Source organism: Micromonospora sp. KC723 (assembly GCF_004348595.1).
In the GTDB taxonomy this organism is placed as follows: domain Bacteria; phylum Actinomycetota; class Actinomycetes; order Mycobacteriales; family Micromonosporaceae; genus Micromonospora.
The window spans coordinates 43,544-66,319 of sequence record NZ_SMKD01000015.1 but is presented as its reverse complement, the minus strand read 5'-3'; the positions used below and the strand labels follow the sequence as shown (position 1 = coordinate 66,319).

Below are 22,776 nucleotides of genomic sequence, written 5' to 3'. Positions count from 1 at the left end.
CCCGCACCGCACCCGCCGCCGGGACGCCACGGCCGCCGCCCGTGCCCCGGAACACGCCCAGACGACACAAGGAGCCCGCTGACCGTGACCCCTCGGACAACCCCCGCGTCGATCCCGCTGCCCGCCGACCTCGCGTCCCCGCTGCCCGGCCGCGGGGCCCTGCCGCCACGCGCGCACCTGCGCTCCGACGCCCCCCGGCAGGTGCTCGACGGCACGTGGCAGGTACGGCTGCGCCCGTCACCGCGCCACGTCGCCGACGACGGCTGGCAGCAGGCCGACGCCCGGCTGGACCCTGCGGACTGGTCCCCGGTGGCGGTGCCCGGGCACCTGCCGTTGCAGGGGCACGGCTCCCCCATCTACGCGAACGTCGCCTACCCGTTCCCGGTGGACCCGCCGTTCCCACCGGACGACAACCCCGTCGCCGACCACCGGCTGGAACTGGTCGCCTCGCCCGAGGTGCTGGCCCACCCCTCGGTGCTGCGGTTCGAGGGCGTCGACGGCGCGGCGACGGTGTGGCTCAACGGCGTGGAACTGGGCACGCTGCGCGGCAGCCGCCTCACCACCGAGCTGGCGTGTACCGGTGTGCTCCGACCCGGAACCAACGTGCTGGCGGTTCGCCTGGCGCAGTGGTCCGCCCACAGCTACCTGGAGGACCAGGACATGTGGTGGATGCCCGGCATCTTCCGCAGTGTCACGCTCCTGGCGCGCCCGCACGGCGCGGTGCGGGACGTCTTCGTGCACGCCGGTTACGACCACCGCGACGGCTCGGGCACGCTGCGGGTGGACGTGGAACTCGAGGACGGCGCGGAGGCGCCGGCGACGATCAGCGTGCCCGCGCTCGGCCTGCACGAGGTCGCCACCGGGGTGGACCACCACGTGCCGTCGGTCGCGCCGTGGACCGCCGAGACGCCCGTGCTGCACGACGCGCGGGTCCGCACCCCGACCGAGACGGTGGACCTGCGCATCGGTTTCCGCACCGTCGCCGTCGAGGACGCCACGCTCCTGCTGAACGGCACCCCGCTGCTGCTCAAGGGCGTGAACCGGCACGAGCACGACCCCCACCGGGGCCGGGTCGTGGACCTGGCGGCGGCCCGTGCCGAGCTGCTGCTGATGAAGCAGCACCACATCAACGCCGTACGGACCTCGCACTACCCGCCACAGGCCGACTTCCTCGACCTGGCCGACGAACTCGGGTTCTACGTGATCCTGGAGAACGACCTGGAGACCCACGGCTTCGTGCTGGTGGACTGGCGGGGCAACCCGAGCGACGACGCCCGCTGGCTGCCGGCCTACCAGGACCGGATGCGGCGGACCGTGGAGCGGGACAAGAACCACCCCAGCGTCCTGATGTGGTCGCTGGGCAACGAGGCCGGCACCGGCGCGAACCTCGACGCGATCGCCCGGTGGACCCGGGACCGCGACCCCGACCGCCTGGTGCACTACGAGGGCGATGCCCGTTCCCGGCACGTGGACGTGTACTCGCGGATGTACGCGTCCGTCCCGGAGGTCGAGGCCATCGCCACCGAGCCGCCCGCCGAGACCTTCACCGACCCCGACGAGCAGCACCGGCGGCGGCTGCCGTTCGTGCTGTGCGAGTACGCGCACGCGATGGGCAACGGTCCGGGCGGCCTCAGCGAGTACCAGGACCTGTTCCACCGGTACCCGCGCCTGGCCGGCGGGTTCATCTGGGAATGGGTGGAGCACGCCCTCGCCGGCGGGACCACCGACGACGGGCGGCCCGTGCAGCTCTACGGGGGCGACTTCGGCGAGCGGGTGCACGACGGCAGCTTCGTGGTGGACGGCCTGGTCCACGCCGACCGGACACCAGGACCGGCCCTGGCAGACCTGGCGCGGGTGTTCTCTCCGGTCAGCCTGCGACTGGCGCCGGACCTGTCGACCCTCACGGTGGTCAACCGTTACCACAGCCTGGACCTGTCGCACCTGGAGGCGGTCTGGACGACCGACGGCGACGGGCCCGCGGCGGGCACGGCCATCACGCTGCCCGAGGTGCCCGCGGGCACCAGCGCCGTCGTCCCGCTGCGACTGCCGCCGTCGGCCCTGGCGGCCACCGTGACCGTGCTGCTACGCCGGCGGACGGCCGGCGACGGCTGCGCCGCCGGCCACGAGGTCGCCTGGATCCAGCACATCCCGGACCGCCCGGTCGGCGCGCTCGAGGCCGGCCGCGTCGCGCCGCGACGGACCGGCGACGGTCTGGTCCAGCTCGGCCCCGCCTCGTTCGACGAGCGCACCGGCATGCCCGTTGGGCTCGGCGCCCTGGCGCTGCACGACGTGGCGGTGAGCCTGTGGCGGGCGCCGACCGAGAACGATCGCGGCGTCGCCTGGGAGGAGCCGGGACTGCCGTCCGTCGCCGACCGTTGGGCCGCGGCCCGACTGGACGACCTGCGCACCCGCCTGGTGGAGGTAGCCGAGGACGGGCCCGCGTTCGTCGTACGGACGAGGACCGGACCCCCCGTGCTCGACGCCGGGGTCGACGTGACCTGGCGCTGGACGAGCGATGGCACCTCCCTGGCGCTCGACCTCACCCTCGTTCCGTACGGCTCCTGGCCCTGTGACTGGGGCCGGGCCGGGATCGACCTGCGCCTCGCCGCGCCGACGACGCGGGTGCGCTGGACCGGCTGGGGACCGGGCCCGCAGTACCCGGACACCGGTCAGGGCGCCCGCTACGGCTCGTTCGTCGCCGACCGGGACGACTACGCGGTGCGGACGGTCCGCCCCCAGGAGCACGGGGCACGCCGCGTGGACGACGCGACGGTGGAGCTGGGGGCACGGGCGCTACGGGTACGCGGGGCTGGCCTGCCGCTGACCGTCCGCCCCTGGTCCCGGGCCGTGGTCGCCGCCACCCGGCACGACCACGAGCTGCCGGCGGCGACCGAGACCTGGATCTCGGTGGACGCGGCCGTCGGCGGGGTCGGCACCGCCTCGTGCGGGCCGGGTGTGTTGCCGGAATACCGGCTGACACCCTCGACGCGGCAGCTGCACGTGATCCTGACGCAGGTCGATCCCGTGGTGTGAGCCGGCAGGGGTTCGGCTGCCGTCGCGGGCGGCGGGAGGTTCCCGTCGCCCGCGACGCTCGCCGGGCGCGTGCGTGGTCGGTGCTGCCGAAGGTGGAGGAAGTGGAGAAGGAGACGCAGGGTCAGCATCGTGGGCCTCGGCGGAGGGGCCGACGGCCGACACCCCCGGATCCTGGTTCGGGCCCGGTGGGCGCGTTCGCCGACCGCCTCTGGCGGCTGAAACAGGAGGCGGGCGATCCCTCGTACGAGGAGATGTCCGTGCGCCTGGGCGCGGCGGCCTCGAAGTCGTCGCTGGCCGCCGCCGCCCAGGGCCGGACTCTGCCCAGCTGGGAGACGACCTGGGAGTTCGTCCGGGTCCTCGCCGTCGACCGGCTGGGCCACGACCCGATGGCCACCGAGGAGGAGTGGCGGCAGCGCTGGACGCGGGTCAGGGCCGCGCAGAACCCGACGGACGCCGCCCCCACGGCTGGCACGGTGCCGGCGGCCGACACCGGCGGGATCGAGCAGATCGGGACGACCGGCCGAGCCGGTGACGGCGGCGGGCCCGGGCGCGGCGGGGCGGCTCCGGCCGTCGAGCCGTCACCCCGGCTGCGCGGCCACCGGCACATCGTCGCCGCCGTGGCCGCGGCCCTGGCTGTGCTGGCCGGCGCCGTCGTCGTCTTCGTCGTGGGCGACCGACGGACGGACAGCGGCGACGTCGGGGGGACAGCGGCGGCCGCCGTCACCCCGGACCACGACGACTCCCAGTTCGAAGGCGACGTCACCTACCCCGACGGGACTCTGGTGCCGCCGAACTCCTCGTTCACGAAGATCTGGCGCATCCGCAACACGGGCACCGTGATCTGGGCCAACCGCCTCCTGGCCCGGGTCAACGAAGACCCCTGCGAGACTCCACGGGCGGTGCCCATCCCCCAGACGCGGCCGGGTGAGGTCGTGGACATCGCGGTACCCGTCCGGACCCCCGGCACGCCCGGGACCTGCAAGATCTACTGGAAGATGGCCGACGAGCAGGGACGGACACTGTTCCCACTCAAGCGTCCGGTTTTCCTGGACGTACGGGTCGGCAGCTCGTGACGTCCGGCCGCAGACGCGGCGGAGCCCTGCCGGTGCCGTGTCGCACCGACAGGGCTGCGCCGCGCACGTCCTCGCCCCCGCACCGTCGCGGCGCGCGCGCTCGCCGGAGCCCGGCTCACCCTGGGGCGTCGGGGCGGGTCAGCCGCAGTTGGTGCCGCGCTTGCCGCCCTCGGTGCCGCTGATCCGGCCCATCCAGTCCACGCACTTGTCCGCGGCGGACAGGTAGATCGGACCGGCGTAGGAGGTGTAGTAGCCGCCGTCGAAGGCCGGCCAGTGCGTCCCCACCGGGTGGACCGCCAGCCCCGCCTCGACGAGCACGGCCGACCCGGCGGAGTTCCGCTTGGCGATCACGCAGTTCTTGCCCGTGGACGAGCTGTAGGTGAGGAACACGGTCCCCTTGGAGCCGATCGCGGCGGAGTTCACCACGGCGTAACCGGCCCCGCACTCGCCCCCGTAGGTGGCCGCGTACGCCGGAGACGCCACGGCCAGCGCCCCGGCCACCATGGTGGCGGCGCAGGCGACGGTGGCGGCGGTGGTCTTGACGAGCTTCATGTGTGTCTCCTCCGGTGCTTGCTGTCGGTCGGGTCAGCCGCAGTTGGTGCCGGTACGGGTCCGGGAGGCCGTGCCGATGGTGCCGCCCCAGTCGACGCACGAACCGGTCGCCGACACGTAGACCGGCCCGGCGTAGGTGGTGTAGTTGCCGCTGTCCTTCACCCAGGAGGAGGTGCCGGAACGACGCAGGTACGCCTCCATCAGGGTGGCGGTACCCGGCTTCTCCCGCAGGGTGACGACGCAGTTCTTCCCGGTCGACGCGCTGTAGGTCAGGTACACCGTGCCCCGAAGGTCGGGCAGGTCGATCAGGTTGACGACGTTGTAGCCGGAGCCGCACTGCCCGCCGTAGAGCGCCGCCTGCGCGGGTGCCGCGCTGACCAGGGCTCCCGTGGTCGCGGCGGCCGACGCGAGTCCCAGCGCGGCGATCTTCTGCGAAATGCGCACGAAGAGTTCTCCCTCTCTGCTGTGGGTGGTTGGCCATGACGGTGGCATCCGGCGCCGGTCGACACCAAGCGATCTTCGTCCAGTGATCGTCCGGTGGACTATTCGGAGAAATACCGCCCAGGTGAGCGTCGGGTCAGCGGCGGCTCAGGCGGGGGCGACGCGCTCCCCGTCCGATTCCCCCGACGGCAGCCAGGGCCAGGGCAGGTCGCGGAAGGCCACCTCGACGAGCAGTCGTTCGATGTCGCGCAGGAACCGTTCGGCGTACGGTGACGGCAGGTGGCTGGTGTCCCCGGTGACGGCGATGCCCAGACCCCGGGGCTGGTCGGTGATCTCGACGCGCATCCGCCACGTGAAGTGGTCGAGGCTCTCGGCGGGCGTGACGCACGTGCCGGCCATCGCGGCCCGAAGCCGCGCCTCGTCGACCGCCGGGGCGAGCGGGCGGGTGTCGGCGGCGAGCCGGACGTCGTTGACGAAGCAGTGCGGGCTGACCCCGTCCTCGTAGGGCAACCCCGCCGCCTCGAAGGCCCGACGCAGCTCCGTGGGGTCGTAGTAGGAGTGCCGGTACGCCTCCAGCGCCGCCCGCCAGACCCGGCGCAGCAGGTCGTCGAAGCTCGGCCCGCCGGTCGAGTCGACCACCACCAGCCCCACCTGGTTGAGCTTGGCGATCGCGTCGGCGTAGCCGTCGACGGCCCGGTTGTTGGCCATCGAGTGGAGACCGCAGACGTCGGTGCCGGACCACCGCGACAGCACCGCCGCGATGGCCGCGACCAGCACGGTGGAACTGGTGGCGCGGCAGCGCCCGGCGGCCAGCCGGACCGCGGTGTCCGCCGCTTCCGAGACCAGCACGGTCCGCTGGAACCGGGGCGTCGCCGGTGGGGCGACCCACGGCAGTGTCTGCGCCGGCAGCCGGGCGAAGCCGCGCACCCAGTAGGCCACCGCCCGCGCCGACCGCCGCCGGTCGACGTTCTGCTCCCGGCGGGCGACGTCGACCGACTGCGGCCCGGCCGGGGCGTCGACGGCGCCCCGGAGCAGCAGCAGCCGCAGCTGGCGCAGCAGTGTCTCGACGGCCTCGACGTCGACGGTGACATGGCTGAACACCACGACGACGTGACTGATCCGGTCACCGGCACGCACCAGCGCGAACCGCTGGGGCCACTCCCGGGCGTGGTCGAACGGGGTGGCGGCCAGGTGGTCGGCGACCCGGGCGGCCACCGCCGCCGGTTCGTGCCGCACCGCCGCGAACTCCTCCGACGCCGCGTCGACCACGAGGACGGGCAGCTCGCCAGCCGCGGCGACGACCTGGCGCAGGTCGCCGTCGACCCCCTGGATCCGGGTACGCAGCGAGCTGTTCCTGCCCACCAGGGCCCCGATCGCGCGCAGGACACCCGCCAGGTCGGCCGGGCCCCGGCGGGGCGTCGCGACGACCCGCCGCAGACTCATCAGGATCTGTTCGCGACCACGGCGTCGGATCGCCGCCCACAGCGCCTGCTGACCCCAGGTGAGGGGCGCGGCCGACGCGGGGGCGCCCACGAACTCGACGCCGAGCCGGGTGTGCCGCGTCGGCGGCGCGCCAACCGTGTCAGGCGATCCCACGCGGTCCTCCACCCTTCGCGTCCCGTCCCGGGGCGAGGCGACTGCTCAGCTCACCGCCCGCCCATCCCCGCCGGACCCGGTGGCGGCCTGCCCGGCCGCGCTCACCAGCTCCACCAGGTCGTCCAGCGTGTCCAGGGGACGGCCGGCGCCGGCCAGCTCCACCTCGACGCCGTACTCCAGCTCGAGCGCGTCGACCAGGCGCAGCAGGCCGAGGGAGTCCACCCCGAGGGCGACCATCGACCCGCCGGCGAGCACGTCGGCCGCCGCGACCTCTCCGGCCGTGGCCTCGCTCACCAGTTCCGCGATCCGGCTACGCAGGTCGGTGCCACCCATGGTCAGAACTCCTTTCCGGACTGTCGGACGACCTCGGCGATCTCGGCGATGGTCGGGGTCTCGAAGAAGGCGTCCAGCGGCACCTCGACCCCGAGCCGCTGCTGGATCCGGCCGCTGATCCGGGTGATGGTCAGCGAGTGCCCACCCAGGTCGAACAGGTCCTCGTGCACGCCGATGTCGGGGACACGCAGCACCTCCTGCCAGATCTGGCGCAGCTGCGCCACCACCGGGTCGTCGCCGGTCCCGCTGTCGGGGGCCGACCCGCCCGACGCCTCCCCGAGGGGGTCCCGGGGCGCCGGAGCGGGCAGCGCGGCGCGGTCGACCTTGCCGTTCGGGTTCAGGGGCAGCCGGTCGAGCACCACGTAGTCGGTGGGCAGCACAGCCTGTGGCAGGGTCGACGCCAGATGCTGGCGCAGCTCCGCCGGCTGCGGGGCAACCCCCTCGCGGCCCACCACGTACGCGACGAGGCGCGGCTCCTCCGCGTCCGGCCGGAGCGCGGTGGCCGCCGCGGCCACGCCCGGATGGTCGAGCAACCTGGCGTCGATCTCGCCCAGCTCCACCCGGTGCCCCCGGATCTTGACCTGGTCGTCGAGACGGCCGAGGAACTCGATCCGCCCGTCGGGCAGCCACCGGCAGCGGTCGCCGGTGCGGTAGAGGAACTCGCCGGCCCGCCCGAACGGGTCCGGCACGAACCGCTCGGCGGTGAGGTCGGCCCGCCCCCGGTAGCCGGCGGCCAGCCCGGCACCGCCCAGGCACAGCTCGCCAGGCAACCCGATGGGCACCGGCCGGCGGGCCTCGTCGAGAACGTACGCCCGCACGTTCGGCAACGGCCGGCCGATGGTGACCTCGTCGGGATCGACGGGGATCTCCGCCATCGTCGCGTAGACGGTCGCCTCCGTCGGCCCGTACCCGTTGACCAGGCGGGCGGTGCGGGCCCGCAGTTCCCGCGCGAGGGCGACCGGCAGCGCCTCCCCGCCGGCGAGGGCGACCAGCGGCGCCGGCCTGCCCCCGCCGTCGACGGCCGGCGTGCCGAGACCGGCGTCCAGCAGCACCCGCCAACCCGACGGGGTGGCCTGGACGTGGGTCACGCCGGCGTCGCGGACCAGCCGCAGCACACCGGCGCCGTCCAGCGCGCTGACCGTCGAGGCGACCACCACCGTGCCACCGGTGACCAGCGGCAGGAAGACCTCCACGGTGGAGATGTCGAACGACAGCGACGTCAGGTGCAGCCACCGGTCCCGTGGTCCGCCACCCAGCAGGTCGCGGACCCCCAGCAGCAGGTTCGCCAACGCGCCGTGCCGCACCGCCACACCCTTGGGCCGGCCGGTCGACCCGGAGGTGTAGAGCACGTACGCGAGGTCGTCGACGGCCGGCGGCCCGTCGGCGGTCCCGGTTCGGGTCGGGACCGGGCCGTCGAGCAGGTCGGTCCCGTCGAGGGCGAGGGTGGGCCGGCCCAGCTCGGCGGCGGCGCCCGTCACGACCAGCGCCGGGGCGGCGTCGCTGAGAATCGCCTCCTGCCGTGCCGGCGGGTTGCCCGGGTCGACCGGCAGGTAGGCGGCGCGGCGGCGCAGCACCGCCAGCACGGTCACCACCGCCTGCCAGGAACGGTCCAGCGCGACGGCCACCAGCGTGCCGGGGCCGACCCCGCGCTGGCCCAGCAGCGCGGCGAGCCGGGTGGCGGCGGCGTCGAGCTGGGCGTACGTCAGTGTCCGGTCACCGTCGACCAGGGCCGGCGCGTCCGGTGCGGCGGCGACCCGCGCGGCGAACAGGGCCGGCACCGTCACGGCGGGGTACGCCCGCCCGGTGGCGTTCACGGCGCGGGTGACCCGGTGGAGTTCGTCGTCGGGCAGCACCGGCAGGTCCGCCACCGGGCGGTCGGGGTCGGCGGCCACGGCGGTCAGCATGGTGCGCAGGTGCCCGCCGATCCGCCGTACGGAGTCGGAGTCGATGGCCGCCGGGCTGTGCTGGAGGCTCACCGTGACGCCCGTCGGGGCAGCCACGATCTGCACGTGCAGGGCGTTGCGGGCGGCGCCGCAGAACAGCGTCCACTCGACCTCGCTGGCCACGCCGGGGAACACCGGTTCCGCGCCGCGCCGCCGGTACGCGACGCTGACCGGGGTCAGTGCCGGGGCGGGCCGCAACCCTGACACGGCGTGGGCCAGCGGCACCGCGCGGTGCCGGTACACCTCGCGCAGGCGGGCCCGGACGGCGCGGGCGTGATCGCGGAACGTGCCCCGTGCCGGGGCGACCGCGACGGGCAGCTCGTTGACGAACAGCCCGACCCGGGCGGCCTGGTCCGGGGTGCGGGTCGACAGGGCCACCCCGACCGGCGCGCCCCGGTTGCCGTACCGCTCCAGCAGGGCGTGCAGCACGGCGAACAGCAGCTCGAAGCGGGTCACCCCGATCGACCGGGCGGCCCGGTCGACGCCCTCGACCAGGTCGGCGGGCAGGTCCAGGGGCACGGCTTCGCCGGGTTCCGCGCCGGTGGGCAGCCGGCGCAGGCCGGGCAGGACGACGTCACCGGGGCCGGACCAGTGCCGTGCCCAGTGGTCGCGGGCGGCGGGCAGGTCGGCGGCGACGCGTTGCTGCTCGGCGGCGGCGAGACCGGCGTACCCGTCGGCGCGTGACGGCGGCGCGGCCGGACCACCGGCGCGGGCGGCGGCGTACGCGGCGGCCAGGTCGCCGACGAGCACGTCCTTGGACATGCCGTCGAAGGCCAGGTGGTGCGCGGTGACCAGCAGCAGGTGGGTGCCGTCCGGGCCGGTCAGCAGGGTGAACCGGGCCAGCGGGCCGGTGGTCAGGTCGTGCGGACGGGCGATCTCCTCGGTGACCCGGGCCTCGGTCCACTCCCCCACCGCGACCACCGGGCGGCTGTCCGCCGGAGCCAGCTGGGCAACGCCGTCGTCGTCGGTGACGATCCGGGCGGCCAGGACCGGATGTTGTTCGGTCACCGCGGCGCACGCCGCGACGAGGGCCCGTCGGTCGAGGTCGGCGGCGAACCGGACAGCAACCGCCATGTGGTACGCCGTGCCGGCCACCCCGGCCTGCTCGGTGAACCAGACGGCGTGCTGCGCGAAGGTCGCCTCGGCGGTGCCCACATGTGCTCCTCTGGTCGTGCTGGTGGTCAGTTGTCGAAAAGGTCGGTGAGCTGCCGCTTGAGCACCTTGCCGCCCTCGTTGCGGGGCAGCCGGTCCAGCAGCAGCAGCCGGGCTGGCAGCTGGTGGTCGGCCAGCCGGTCGGCGAGGAATCCGCGCAGCACCGGCAGGGACAGCCCGGCCGGGCCGGCCGGCGGTCGGGGCACGACGGCGGCGGCCACGGCAGAGCCGAGCACCGGGTGCGGTACGCCGACGACGGCCGCCTCCGCCACCAGCGGGTGCTCGTGCAGGGCGGCCTCGACCTCGATGGTGGAGACCTTGAACGCGCCGGTCTTGATGACGTCCTGGTGCCGGTCGGTGAGGTACAGGTAGCCGTCGGCGTCCATCCGGCCGACGTCGCCCATCCGGACCCACCCGTCGCGGAACGTCGCCCGGTTGGCCGCCTCGTCCCGGTAGTACGCGCGGGGGTGACGCGAGCGCAGCCACACGTCGCCGGTAGTCCCGGCGGGCAGTGGGTTCCCGTCGGCGTCGGCGACCATCAACTGCCCACCGACCGGCCGCCCGACGGCGTCCCGACGGGACGGGTCGTAGATCATCGTGGTCTGGGCCGGGGCCGCCTCGGTCGAGGTGTAGTAGTTGACCACGGTGGCCTGCGGGAACGCCTCGGCCAGCCGGGCCGCGACCGCCGGGGCGAGCGGGGCGGCGGTGGAGCCGACGAGCTGGACGCCGCTGGTGTCGCGCCCGCCCAGCGCCCCGGAGTCGAGCAGCTCGACGGCGATCGACGGGACGACGAACACGGTCCCGGTGCCGGGTGCCTCGACCAGCCGGGCGAACCGCGCCGGGGTGAACCGGGGCAGGGTGAGCGCGGCGGCCTTCGCGGTGAGCGCGTTGACCAGCATGGTCTGTCCGGCGTTGGTGCCGATCGCGAACGCGTGCAGGAACCGCCGCGAGTGGGCCAGCGCCAGCCGGCGCGGGTGGGTCGGCGCGCCCACGGTGAGGTTGGCGTGGCTGGCCGCCACCCCCTTCGGGCGGTCCGTGGTGCCCGAGGTGTAGAGGATCTGGGCGAGGTCGCCCGGGCGAGGCCCGGCGGGGGCGAGAGCGGATCCGGGACCGGCGAGCAGGTCATTGGCCGTCCAGGTCGGCACGCCGGGCGGGACCGGCGGGGCGGGGGTGGCGTCGCCGTGCACGACGGCGCTGGCCGCGCAGTGGGTCAGGGCGTACCCGAGTTGCCCGGCGGCGAGCCGGTCGGACAGCGGCACGGCGACACCGCCGGCCCGCAGCACCCCGCAGTACGCCACGGCGAACCGGGTCCAGTCGCGGGCGCCGAACAGCAGCCCGACGCGGTCGCCGTGGCCCAGTCCCCGCTGCCGCAGCGCGGCGGCGACGGCGTTCGCGCCGGCGGACCACTGGGCGAAGGTCAGCGTCGCCACGCCGTGCACCTCGACCGCGACCTGGTCGGGGTGCAGGCTGGTACGCCAGTCGAGCAGCTCGGGCAGGGTACGCGGCGCGGGTGCGGCCCCGCCGGTGACCGTCGCGGCAGCCATGTCAGGCGGCCTCCCGTCCCGCCGTGGCGGCCGGCACCCGGCGGTCCGGGGCACCGGCGACCCGGGCCCGGCGCTCCTCGATGCCGACCAGGTCGTCCGGCGGCGCGTCGGGCACCTCGTCGTCGAACCGGGCGAGGGTCGGCGTGAGCAGCGACACCAGCGCCGTCAGCACGATGCACAACCCGAACAGCACGTACAGCAGGCCGTGGCCGCGCCCCGGACCGACGCCGATCACCACGCCGACCGTGGTGGCCAGCGCGCCGTCGGGCAGCAGCGTCGGCTCGGCGACCCGGGCGGCGAACGGTGCGACGACACCCCAGCCCAGCGGCAGCGTGGACTGCGCGACCATCTGGTTGAGCGCGAAGACCCGACCGTGGACACGCGCCGGCACCTTGGTCTGGATGATCGTGTGGTAGACGCCGTTGACGATGCCGAGGGCCAGGTACATGCCGAACGCGCCGGCACCGATGAGCAGCAGGTTCGGTCGCAGCCCGGTCAGCACGGCGGCAGCCCCGATGCCGCAGGTGCCCAGCAGCACCCCGCGCATCCGGTGCCGGCGGGGGCCGCCCCAGACCAGCATCACCAGGCCACCGACGGCCGCACCCACCCCGCCGGCGAGCGCGACCCGGGCCACCTCGGCCAGGTCGGCGAAGCCGAGCACCAGCGGGGAGAGCAGGAACAGCACCGGGAACAGGAAGAAGTTCAGCGCCGCGAAGAACGCCAGCATGGCGCGGAACTCCGGGCGGCGCAGCGAGTAGCGCAGGCCGGCGACGATCTCCGCGCCGATGCCCTCGCGCCGTCGCAGCGCCAGGGTGCGCGGGAACCGCACGACCGCCAGGACCCCGATCGCGAACAGGTACGACGCCACGTCGATGAGCAGGATGCCGCGCAGTCCGACGGCCTGCAACAGGGCCACGGCCAGCAAGGGCACGGTGAACTGGGTGAGGCCGACGGCGGTCTGGGTGAGACCGTTGGCATGGCCGAGGTAGCGCTTGGGCACCAGTTGCGGCACCGCCGAGACGAACGCGAGGCGCTGGAACGCCAGCGCCACCGACAACCACGCCGTCAGTGGGTAGAACTGCCACACCTCGGCCCGGTCGGCCAGCACGAGCCCGACCATCACCGCGTTGGCGCCGCCGGCGGCGGCGTTGGCCAGCAGCAGGACCCGCCGCCGGCTGGAGCGGTCGACCAGCGCCCCGGCCAGCGGCGCGACGAGCAGGCCGGGCAGCAGGCTGAGCACGGCGAACAGCGCGAACCGGGCGAGCGACCCGGTCTGGGTGTAGATCCACAGTGGGATCGCGAAGGTGGTCAGAGCGGTGCCCAGGCCGGAGACGATCTGCCCGGCGGCAACCAGCCCGAAACGGCGCATGCTGGGCGGCGGCGCGGCGTCCGCCGGGGTGTCGGTGCCCGGTGGCGGAGGGCCGGCGGGCCGGCGGGAGACGGCGGCGAGCTGCCAGGCGGGCCGGGTGGCGTCCGGGTCGGTCGGCGCGGGTGGCGGCCCGTCGAGCCGCCGGTGCACGTCGGTGACGATCTCCGCCAGTTCGGCGGCCCGGTACTTGAGGAAGTAGTGCCCGCCCTCGTCGACCACCGCCAGCGCGGTGCGGTCGGTGAGGAAGTGCCACTCCCGGTACCGTTCCTCGTGGTAGTCGGTGCTGCGGTCGCGCTCGCCGACCACCGAGATGACGGGAGCCCGCAGCGGGGTGACCCGCTGGCGTGTCAGCTCGGTGAAGTAGTCCTCGGAGACCTCGGCGTCGTGCCGCATCGCCCGGATCAGGAACCGGACCTCGTCGGGCGCGAGCGACCCGACGGCGGTGCCCTGCGCCTGCAGCCAGGTGCGGTAGATGCGGTCGCTGCGGAGGCGTTCGGCCAGTCGCAGCCGCAGCAGCGGGCCTAGCGGCCCGCCGGCCGGTCGGGCGAACGGGAAGACCGCGCCGAGGTACACCGCCAGCAGGTCCCGGCCGGCGGCCTCCAGCCGGCGGGCGACCTCCACGGCCAGCGCGCCGCCGGGGCCGCAGTGTCCGTAGAGGATCAGCGGGCCCGCCACCCGGGCCAGGATCTCCGCGACGACGTCGGCGGCGACGTCGGCGATGGGCGCGGGCTCGTCGGCGAGGCCGATGTCGTGGCCGGGCATGGCCACCGACAGCAGCCGGTACCCGGCCGGCAGCGCGTCGGCCAGCGGTTGGTACACCACGGCGCTGCCCCCGCCGTACGGGACGCAGACCAGGGTGGCGACCCGCCCGGCGGGCGGCGCCGGCGGGGTCAGTTCGTGCAGCAGCCCGCCGGGTCCGGCCTCGGCCCCGGCGACGAGGGCGGCGAGCTCGCGTACGGTGCGGTGGCGGAACAGGTCCATCACGCTGACCGCCGGGGCGTCGACGCCGACCACGGCGGGCAACTCCCGGCGCAGCCGGGCCACCACCCGGGTGGCCAGCAGCGAGTGCCCACCCAGGTCGAAGAAGTCGTCGGTGGCGCCGACGTCGGCCACTCCCAGCACGCTCTGCCAGATGCCGGCCACCAGGGCCTCCACCGGCCCGGCCGGGGCCACCCGCTCGCCGTCCGGCGGCGCGTCGCCCGGCTCGGGCAGGGCCCGCCGGTCCACCTTGCCGTGCTCCTGCAACGGCAGCCGGTCCAGGACCATCCAGCGGGTCGGCACCATGTGCTCGGGCAGCCGGTCGGCGAGGTCGCGGCGCAGGCGTGCCGGCTCCGGGCGGTTCGCGCCGGGCGCCGGCTCCAGGTACGCCACCAGCCGGTCGTCGCGCAGCAGCACCGCCGCCTGCCGTACGCCGGCGCAGTCCCGCAGGGTGGCTTCGATCTCCCCCAGCTCGACCCGGTAGCCGCGGATCTTCACCTGGTGGTCGTGCCGGCCGAGGAAGACCAGCTGCCCGTCGGCGTTCCAGCGCCCCCGGTCGCCGGTGCGGTACAGGCGGGCGCCCGGGGGGCCGTACGGGTCGGGCACGAACCGTTCGGCGGTGAGGTCGGGCCGGTTCAGGTAGCCGCGGGCGAGCCGGTCGCCGCCGAGGTACAGCTCACCGGGCACGCCGACCGGCACCGGACGCATCCGCTCGTCGAGCACGTAGACGCGGGCGTACGGCAGGGGCCGCCCGATCGGCACCGGGCCGGCGCGCGGGCCGTCGGCGACCACCTCGTAGGTGGCCACGCCGACGGTGGCCTCGGTGGGGCCGTAGTGGTTGAAGACCCGGACCCCACCGACGGCGGCGAGCGGAGCGACGCGCTCCAGGTCGGACGCCTCGCCGCCGAGGATCAGCGCGCGGGCGGGCAGCAGCTCGGCCGGCTCGGCGTCGGCGGTGAGCGCCGCCAGGTGCGAGGGGGTGATCTTCAGGTAGTCGATGCGCCCGGCGCGCAGCCGCGCGGCCAGTTCGGCGCCGGTGCCGCGGCGCGGCAGCAGGTGCACCGCGCCGCCGGTGGCCAGCGCCAGGTAGAACAGGGTGACGCTGAAGTCGAACGACATGGACTGCATCAGCCCGTACCGGGCGGCCGGAACGACACCGAACCGGTCGGCCACCCCGTCGAGGTAGCGCAGCACCTGTCGGTGCGCCACCGCGACGCCCTTCGGCGTGCCGGTGGACCCGGAGGTGTAGATGACGTACGCGAGGTTCTCGCCGGTCGTCCCGGCCTCCGGTGGGGTGTCGGGTGCCGCCGCGGCCTCGACGGCGAGCCCGTCGAGGCACACCGCCGGGGCGTCGGCGGGCAGCCGCTCCCGCAGCTCCGCGTCGGTGAGCACCACCGTCGGGCGGGCGTCGGCGAGCATCACGGCCAGCCGGGCGGCCGGCTGCTCCGGATCCAGCGGCAGGTACGCGCCGCCGGCGCGGAGCACTCCGAGCAGCGCCGCGGCCAGGTCGACGGACTGCTCCAGCAGGACCCCGACCAGCCGGTCCGGACCGACGCCCCGGGCGCGCAGCAGGTGGGCCAGCCGGTTCGCCCGCCGGTCGAGCTCCCGGTAGGTGAGCGTGTCCGCCCCCCGGACCACGGCCGGCGCGTCGGGCGTGGCGGTGACGAAGGGGGTGATGAGGTCGGCCAGGGTGTCCGCCCGGCCGGTGACACCGGCGCCGGCGGGTGGATGGTCAGCCTCGGCGTCACCCCGCCCCGACCGGGCGAGCGCGAGCATCCGGTCCCGCTCGGCGGGGCCGAGCAGGTCCAGGTCGACGACGGGCAGGTCCGGCCGGGCGACCGCGGCACGCAACAGCGTCTCGAAGCTGTCGGTCAGCTGGCGAACGGTCGCGGCGTCGAACAGGCCGGTCTGGTAGACGACCATGCCGCGCAGGCCGTCCGGGGTCTCGCTGACGTAGAACGACAGGTCGAAGCGGGCGGTGGCGGCGTCGGTGCCGACGCCCTCGGCGTGCAGGCCGGCGGGCCAGTGTTCGCCACCGCGGGCGTAGTTCTGCAGGGTGAACAGCACCTGGAACACCGGGGAACGGCTGACGTCGCGGGCCACGTGCAGCTCCCTGACCAGCCGTTCGAACGGGATCTCCTGGTGCGCCAGGGCCCGGACCACGGTGGTGCGGGTGCGCCGCAGCAGGGCCGCGAAGCTGGGCTCGGTGGCCGGGGCGTCGGCGGTGGCCGCGACCGGGGAGAGGTCGGCACGCAGGGCGAGGGTGTTGACGAAGAGACCGACGAGGTTCTCCAGTTCGGGCACCACCCGGCCGGCGACCGGGGACCCGATGGCGAAGTCGCGCTGGCCGCTGTACCGGAACAGCACGGCCTGCAAACCGGTGAGCAGGGTCATGTAGAGGGTGGCCCGGTGGACGCGGCTGAGCCGGCGCAGGCCGTCGGTGAGCTCGGCGTCGAGGGTGAAGCGGTGGGTGTCGCCGGTGTACGACTGCACGGCCGGCCGGGGCCGGTCGGTGGGCAGCTCCAGCGGGGGCACGCCGACCAGCGCACCGGTCCAGTACGCGAAGCCCTCGCCGGTGGCCGGGCCGTCGAGCCGGTCCCGCTGCCACGCGGCGTAGTCGACGTAGCCGACGGCCGGTGCCGCAGGCGGGGCGCCGCCGTCGCGCAGCGCGGCGTAGGTGGCGGCGACCTCGCCGAGGAGCAGGTTCAGCGACCAGCCGTCGCTGACGATGTGGTGCGTCGCGAGGTGCACGAGGTGCTCCTCGTCGCCGAGCCGCACGACGAGGACGCGCAGCAACGGGGCGTGGTGGAGATCGAAGGGGGTGGCGACGGACGCGGCCACCAGCGCGCGGGCGGCGGCCTCCGACGGCGCCGCGGTGACGGTGACCGGCACCCGCACCCGCGGGAGCACGTGCACGACGGGTTCCCCGTCGGCGTTCTCGGTGAACCGCATGCGCAGGCTGTCGTGCCGGTCGGCGGTGGCGTCGAGGGCTGCGCGCAGCAGGTCGACGTCGAGCGGCCCGCGCAGCCGGGTGGTCGAGTGGATGACGTACGCGGCGGTGCCGGGGGTGAGCTGTTCGGTGAACCAGATCCGTTCCTGGCCGAACGACAGGCGGGGGTCTGCGGCAGGCCGGGTCGCGGTCGGCGCGGGGGCGGGGCTCCGCGGCGGTACGTCGACGTTGGTCACGCGGTACCTTCTCGGTGCGGTGACGGACGGGAGCCAGTAGTGTGCATGCCGCAACCAACGCAATGGATCGGCTGATCGGTCCACTGTGGAAGACATGATCGAGCGATCCGGCCGGGGCGCCGGCCGTCGTACGGTCGGGAATGCGATTCACCGACGTGGTGGTGCCCGCCGAGTGGGCGTCGGCGGCCCTCGTGCCCGCCGAGTTCACCGGCGCCGGGGCCCAGACGGCGCCGCTGACCTGGGCACAGCAGGTGCTGTGGCGGTCGATCAGCCGGTTCGGTTCCAACCACCGCTTCCTCAACCTGCGGCGGACGGTGGCGCTGTCCGCGCGGGCCGGCGTGGACGTGGCCGCCGCGGCCCGCGCGGTGGGCGAGCTGGTCGGCCGCCACGGCGCGCTGCGCACCCGGCTGCGGATCCGCGACGGCGAGCCGCGCCAGGAGACGGCGGTGGCCGGGGTGCTGCCGCTGCTGGTGCACCCCGGTGTGGAGGACGGGTCAGGGGCCGCCCGGGAGGCCGCCGGCCGCCTCGGCGACGTCGCGTTCGACCATGCCGAGGAGTGGCCGCTGCGCGTCGCGCTGGTCACCGTGGACAGCCGGGTACGGCAGGTCGTGGTGGTGTTCAGCCACACCACCGTGGACGCGCACGCCGCCGAGGTGGTGCTCCGCGACCTGCGGCTGCTCCTGCTCCGGGGCGCCCTGTCCACGCCACCCGGCCCGCAGTCGGCGGAGGTGGCCCGCCGCCAGCACGGGGCCGACCGGCGCCGCTCGGAGCGGGCCGTGGCGTACTGGCTGCGGGAGTTCGCGCGCCTGCCCGACCAGCCGTGGGCCCCGACCGGGCCGGGGCTCGACCCCCCGCTGCGCCGGGGCGTCCTGGTCTCCTCCGCCATCGGCGCCGCCGCCCGACTGATCGCCGCCCGGCGGCGGGTCAGCGTGTCGGCGGTGCTGCTAGCCGGGTTCGCCGCGGTGGCGGCCCGGGACTCGGGCCGCGAGCTGTGCGGCCTGTTCCCGATGGCCCACAACCGGTTCCGTGCCGAGTACGCCGACGCGGTCGCCAACCTCGGCCAGATCGGCTTCTGCGTGGTGGACCTGACCGGGCGTCCCGACTTCGGCGAGCTGGTGTCCCGTGTGTGGGCCGCGTCCCTGGACGGTCTGCGGCACGCCTACTACGAGCCGTCGGCGCTGCGCCACGCCTTCGCGGCCCGGGGCGTCGACATCGACTCGGCGTTTCGGCCGTACTACTACTTCAACGACGTCCGGCTGCCCACCGGCGGCGCCGACCGGGCGCCTCGGGCGACCCGGGAGGAGCTGCGGGCCGCCATGGCGGGCAGCACCTTCTCCTGGACGGCCGGCCTGCACCAGGCGTCCTGGCACCTGCTGACCCACGTGGTCGACGAGCCGGCCGGGGTCGGTGTCACGCTCACCGCCGACACCCGCCACCTACCGATGGACGCCGTCGAGCCGTTCCTGCGCGGGCTGGAGGAGCTGCTCGTCGAGGCGGCCTTCACGGTGGTGCCGTGGCCGTGGTCGGCCGCCCCCGCCGGGGTTCCGGCCGCCGCCGGCCCGGTCGCCCCCGACACGACGGGCGCCGAGCAGGTGGCGTACGCGCCGTTCCACCACGGACGCGCCGCGAGCGCGCCGCTGACCTGGGGGCAGCGCGCCATGTGGCGCACCGTCGAGGAGTTCCGTTCCCCCGCCGCGTACCGGGTGCTGGGCCTTTCCCGCACCCTGGCGGTCGCCGCACGGGCCGACGTCGACGTGCCCCGGGCGCTGCGTGCCGTCGGCGCGCTGGTCGCCCGGCACGAGTCGCTGCGTACCCGGTTCCGCCTTCGTGACCGGGAGCTGCACCAGGAGGCGGCGGCGACGGGCCGGCTGCCGGTCCTCGTCCATGCCGTGGCTCGTCCGGTCGACGACCCGGACGGCGGGCGTGCCGCGGCCGCGCTGACCGCCAGGCTGCGCGAGCCGCGTTTCGACCACGTCGCCGAGTGGCCGCTGCGGGTCGCGCTGGTCACGGTCGACGACCAGGTACGGCAGCTCGTCGCGGTGTTCAGCCACTCCGTGGTGGACCTGCACGCCGCCGACACCGTGCTGCGTGACCTGCGGGTGCTCCTGCTGCGCGGGACGTTGGACACGCCGCCCGGCCTCCAGTCGCTGGACCTCGCCGAACGGGAACGCCACGTCGGGGTACGGCGCTCGCAGCGGGCGGTGGCGTACTGGGTCCGGCAGGTGGCCGGCCTCACCGGGAACCTGGCCGAACCGGAGCAGTCCTCGGCGGCGGCCCGGCACCTACGTGGTTCGCTGGTGTCCGTGGCGCTGCGCCACGCGGCGGCTCTGGTGGCGGCCCGGCACCGGGTGAGCACCTCCGACGCCCTGCTCGCGGCGACCGCCGCCGGGTTGGACGCGGGCGGGCGGGACGCCTGCGGGATCGTCGTCATGGCCAACAACCGCTTCCAGCCCGACCACGACCGCGCCGTCGGCACCCTGAACCAGATCGGGTTCTGCCGGGTGGACCTGGCCGGCCGGCCCGGCTTCGCCGAGTTGCTGTCCCGCGCGCGACGCGCGGCCCTGGACGCCTACCGGCACGCCTACTACGACCCGGCCGGGTGGGAACGCGCGGTCACCGACCTGGGCCACGATCACCGGAGCTTCCTTGCCCCGTTCTGCTACCTCAACGACGCCCGGTTGTCGCGCCCCGCCCGCCCCTCGACCGCCGGCCCGGACGAGGCCGGCGTGCGGACCATGGTGGCCCGCAGCGTCTTCCGGTGGTTGCCGGAGCTGGCGGACTTCCCCTGGCGCTGCCGCCTGCAGGTGCGCGACGCCCCCGGCGCGGTCGAGCTGGTCGTCACCGCCGACACCCGGTACCTGCCGGAGGCGCGGGCCGAGGGGCTGCTGCGTGGCGTCGAGGCGCTGCTGGTCGAGGCGGCCTTCGGCGATGTGCCCTGGCCGTGGTCCGCGGGCACGGCGACCTCGGCGTCGGCGGGGCCGTCGGGCCGGTGACGCCGAACCGGCCGGCCGGTTCGCTGGTCGGTGGCCCGAACGCCGACGCGACCGTCCCGGGCCGCCGGTCGCGGCCTGTCGAGGGGGTCGGTCAGGCGCCGACGTAGGCCGCGAGGTGCTCGCCGGTGAGGGTGGAACGGGCGGCGACCAGGTCGGCCGGGGTGCCCTCGAAGACGATCCGGCCGCCGTCGTGGCCGGCTCCGGGACCGAGGTCGATGATCCAGTCCGCGTGCGCCATGACCGCCTGGTGGTGCTCGACGACGATGACCGACTTACCGGAGTCAACGAGGCGGTCGAGCAGGCCGAGCAACTGCTCGACGTCGGCGAGGTGGAGGCCGGCGGTCGGTTCGTCGAGGACGTAGACGCCACCCTTGGCGGCCATGTGGGTGGCCAACTTGAGCCGTTGCCGCTCGCCCCCGGAGAGTGTGGTGAGCGGCTGCCCGAGGCTGAGGTAGCCGAGCCCGACATCGGCGAGCCGGTCGAGGATGGCCGACGCGGCCGGGGTGCGGGCCTCGCCCGCACCGAAGAACCCGGCGGCCTCGGTCACCGACATCGCGAGCACCTCGCTGATGTCGCGGCCACCGAGCCTGTACTCCAGCACCGCCGCCTGGAACCGCTTCCCCTCGCACTCCTCGCAGACCGTCGCGACACCGGCCATCATCCCCAGGTCCGTGTAGCTGACGCCGGCGCCGTTGCAGACGGGGCAGGCACCCTCGGAGTTCGCGCTGAACAGTGCCGGCTTCACGCCGTTGGCCTTCGCGAACGCCTTGCGGATCGGGTCGAGCAGTCCGGTGTACGTCGCCGGGTTGCTGCGACGCGAGCCCCGGATCGTACCTTGGTCGACCGACACCACCCCCGCGCCGGCCGGGATCGACCCGTGCACCAACGAACTCTTGCCGGATCCGGCGACGCCGGTGACGACGACGAGCACCCCGAGCGGGATGTCGACGTCGACGTCGCGCAGATTGTGCGCGTCGGCGCCGCGGATCTCCAGGGCTCCGGTGGGCTCGCGTACGGTGGCCTTGAGGGTGGCCCGGTCGTCGAGATGGCGGCCGGTGAGCGTGCCACTCGCCCGCAACCCCGCGACGGTGCCCTCGAAGCAGACCGTACCGCCCGCCACGCCGGCGCCGGGGCCGAGGTCGACGACGTGGTCGGCGATCCCGATCGTCTCGGGCTTGTGCTCCACGACGAGCACCGTGTTGCCCTTGTCGCGCAGCCGTAGCAGCAGGGTGTTCATCCGCTGGATGTCGTGGGGGTGCAGGCCGATGCTGGGCTCGTCGAAGACGTAGGTGACGTCGGTGAGCGAGGAGCCGAGGTGGCGGACCATCTTGGTGCGCTGCGCCTCGCCGCCGGACAGGGTGGCCGACGGCCGGTCGAGCGAGAGGTAGCCCAGCCCGATCTGCACGAACGAGTCGAGGGTCCGCCCGAGCGTGGCGAGCAGCGGCGCCACCGACGGCTCGTCGAGGCCGCGCACCCACTCGGCCAGGTCGCTGATCTGCGTCGCGCAGGCGTCGGCGATGTTGACGCCGCCGATCCGCGACGACCGGGCGGCCTCGCTGAGCCGGGTGCCGCCGCACTCGGGACAGGCGGTGAAGGTGACCGCCCGGTCCACGAACGCCCGGATGTGCGGCTGCATCGCCTCCCGGTCCTTGGTCAGGAACGACTTCTGAACCTTGGGGATCAGCCCCTCATAGGTGAGGTTCACGCCCTCGACCTTCACCTTGGTCGGCTCCCGGTGGAGGAAGTCGTGCATCTCCCTCTTCGTGAAGGCGCGGATCGGCTTGTTCGGGTCGAGGAAGCCGGACTCGGCGTAGATCCGTACGGTCCAGAAGCTGTCCGTCTTCCAGCCGGGGATCGTGATGGCCCCCTCGGCGATCGACTTGGAGTCGTCGAAGAGTTGGGTGAGGTCGATATCGGAGACCGCGCCCCGGCCCTCGCAGCGCGGACACATGCCGCCGGTGACGGAGTAGGTCTTCCGCACGGTCTGGCGGTCACCGCGCTCGACGGTGATCGCGCCGCTGGCCCGTACCGAGGCGACGTTGAACGAGAACGCCTGGGGTCCGCCGATGTGCGGCTGCCCGAGCCGGCTGAAGAGGACGCGCAGCAACGCGTTGGCGTCGGTGGCGGTGCCGACCGTGGACCGGGGGTCGCCGCCGATCCTCTCCTGGTCGACGATGATCGCGGTGGTCAGCCCTTCGAGGACGTCGACCTCGGGCCTGGCCAGCGTCGGCATGAAGCCCTGCACGAAGGCGCTGTAGGTCTCGTTGATCATCCGCTGCGACTCCGCGGCGATGGTGCTGAACACCAGCGAGCTCTTGCCCGAGCCGGAGACACCGGTGAACACCGTCAGCCGGCGCTTCGGAATCTCGACGCTGATGTCCTTGAGGTTGTTCTCCCGTGCGCCGTGCACGCGGATCAGGTCGTGGCTGTCGGCGTCGTGCGGCGTCGACGACCCCGGGTCCGGCCTCGTGGCCATGCTCATCGTGTCTCCATCTGTGTTACGCGGGCCACTGTGGCGGTCTCCGTCGGCCTCACCCGGGCCGGTCCTGGACGTTGCGCGCGGTGCGTCCGGTTGTCGGCGCG

The 22,776-nt window shown here is 74.8% G+C and carries 11 protein-coding genes; 3 read left to right on the top strand and 8 right to left on the bottom strand.

Annotated features, from left to right (window positions below; translation table 11 throughout):
• Window positions 1-84 precede the first annotated feature (84 nt).
• Together E1165_RS06150 and E1165_RS06145 are read left to right on the top strand one after the other, a co-directional pair.
• Complete coding sequence (locus tag E1165_RS06150; RefSeq protein ID WP_132388568.1) at window positions 85-3,033, top strand: glycoside hydrolase family 2 TIM barrel-domain containing protein; 2,949 nt, start codon at window positions 85-87, stop codon at window positions 3,031-3,033.
• Between the two features lie 185 nt (window positions 3,034-3,218).
• The gene (locus E1165_RS06145; protein ID WP_132388566.1) at window positions 3,219-4,106 is read left to right on the top strand and encodes an NBR1-Ig-like domain-containing protein; all 888 of its coding nucleotides are present in this window, start codon (window positions 3,219-3,221) and stop codon (window positions 4,104-4,106) included.
• A gap of 138 nt (window positions 4,107-4,244) precedes the next feature.
• Here E1165_RS06145 and E1165_RS06140 read toward each other — a convergent pair whose 3' ends face one another.
• The 7 genes from E1165_RS06140 to E1165_RS06110 all read right to left on the bottom strand — a co-directional run bounded on the left by E1165_RS06140 (window position 4,245) and on the right by E1165_RS06110 (window position 17,200).
• On the bottom strand, window positions 4,245-4,658 hold the full coding sequence (locus tag E1165_RS06140; RefSeq protein ID WP_132388564.1) for a spore-associated protein A: 414 nt from the start codon (window positions 4,656-4,658) through the stop codon (window positions 4,245-4,247).
• Between the two features lie 33 nt (window positions 4,659-4,691).
• Window positions 4,692-5,102, bottom strand: coding sequence for a spore-associated protein A (locus E1165_RS06135; RefSeq protein ID WP_207916661.1), 411 nt, complete (start codon window positions 5,100-5,102; stop codon window positions 4,692-4,694).
• Window positions 5,103-5,246: 144 nt separating this feature from the next.
• Complete coding sequence (locus E1165_RS06130) at window positions 5,247-6,695, bottom strand: condensation domain-containing protein (protein ID WP_132388562.1); 1,449 nt, start codon at window positions 6,693-6,695, stop codon at window positions 5,247-5,249.
• A gap of 45 nt (window positions 6,696-6,740) precedes the next feature.
• The gene (locus E1165_RS06125; RefSeq protein ID WP_132388560.1) at window positions 6,741-7,028 is read right to left on the bottom strand and encodes an acyl carrier protein; all 288 of its coding nucleotides are present in this window, start codon (window positions 7,026-7,028) and stop codon (window positions 6,741-6,743) included.
• 2 nt (window positions 7,029-7,030) lie between these two features.
• On the bottom strand, window positions 7,031-10,126 hold the full coding sequence (locus E1165_RS06120) for a non-ribosomal peptide synthetase (RefSeq protein ID WP_207916658.1): 3,096 nt from the start codon (window positions 10,124-10,126) through the stop codon (window positions 7,031-7,033).
• Window positions 10,127-10,152: 26 nt separating this feature from the next.
• On the bottom strand, window positions 10,153-11,667 hold the full coding sequence (locus E1165_RS06115) for a class I adenylate-forming enzyme family protein (protein ID WP_165945156.1): 1,515 nt from the start codon (window positions 11,665-11,667) through the stop codon (window positions 10,153-10,155).
• 1 nt (window position 11,668) lies between these two features.
• A complete protein-coding gene (locus E1165_RS06110; protein ID WP_243704615.1) occupies window positions 11,669-17,200 on the bottom strand; it encodes a non-ribosomal peptide synthetase/MFS transporter in 5,532 nt (1,843 codons plus the stop codon).
• A gap of 140 nt (window positions 17,201-17,340) precedes the next feature.
• Here E1165_RS06110 and E1165_RS06105 point away from each other — a divergent pair, with 140 nt between their 5' ends.
• Window positions 17,341-20,193 (top strand): condensation domain-containing protein, encoded by a 2,853-nt coding sequence (locus E1165_RS06105; RefSeq protein WP_132388556.1) that lies wholly within the window; start codon window positions 17,341-17,343, stop codon window positions 20,191-20,193.
• 91 nt (window positions 20,194-20,284) lie between these two features.
• On the opposite strand, the gene E1165_RS06100 is transcribed toward E1165_RS06105, so the two are convergent.
• Window positions 20,285-22,675 (bottom strand): excinuclease ABC subunit UvrA, encoded by a 2,391-nt coding sequence (locus E1165_RS06100; protein WP_132388554.1) that lies wholly within the window; start codon window positions 22,673-22,675, stop codon window positions 20,285-20,287.
• Window positions 22,676-22,776 lie beyond the last annotated feature (101 nt).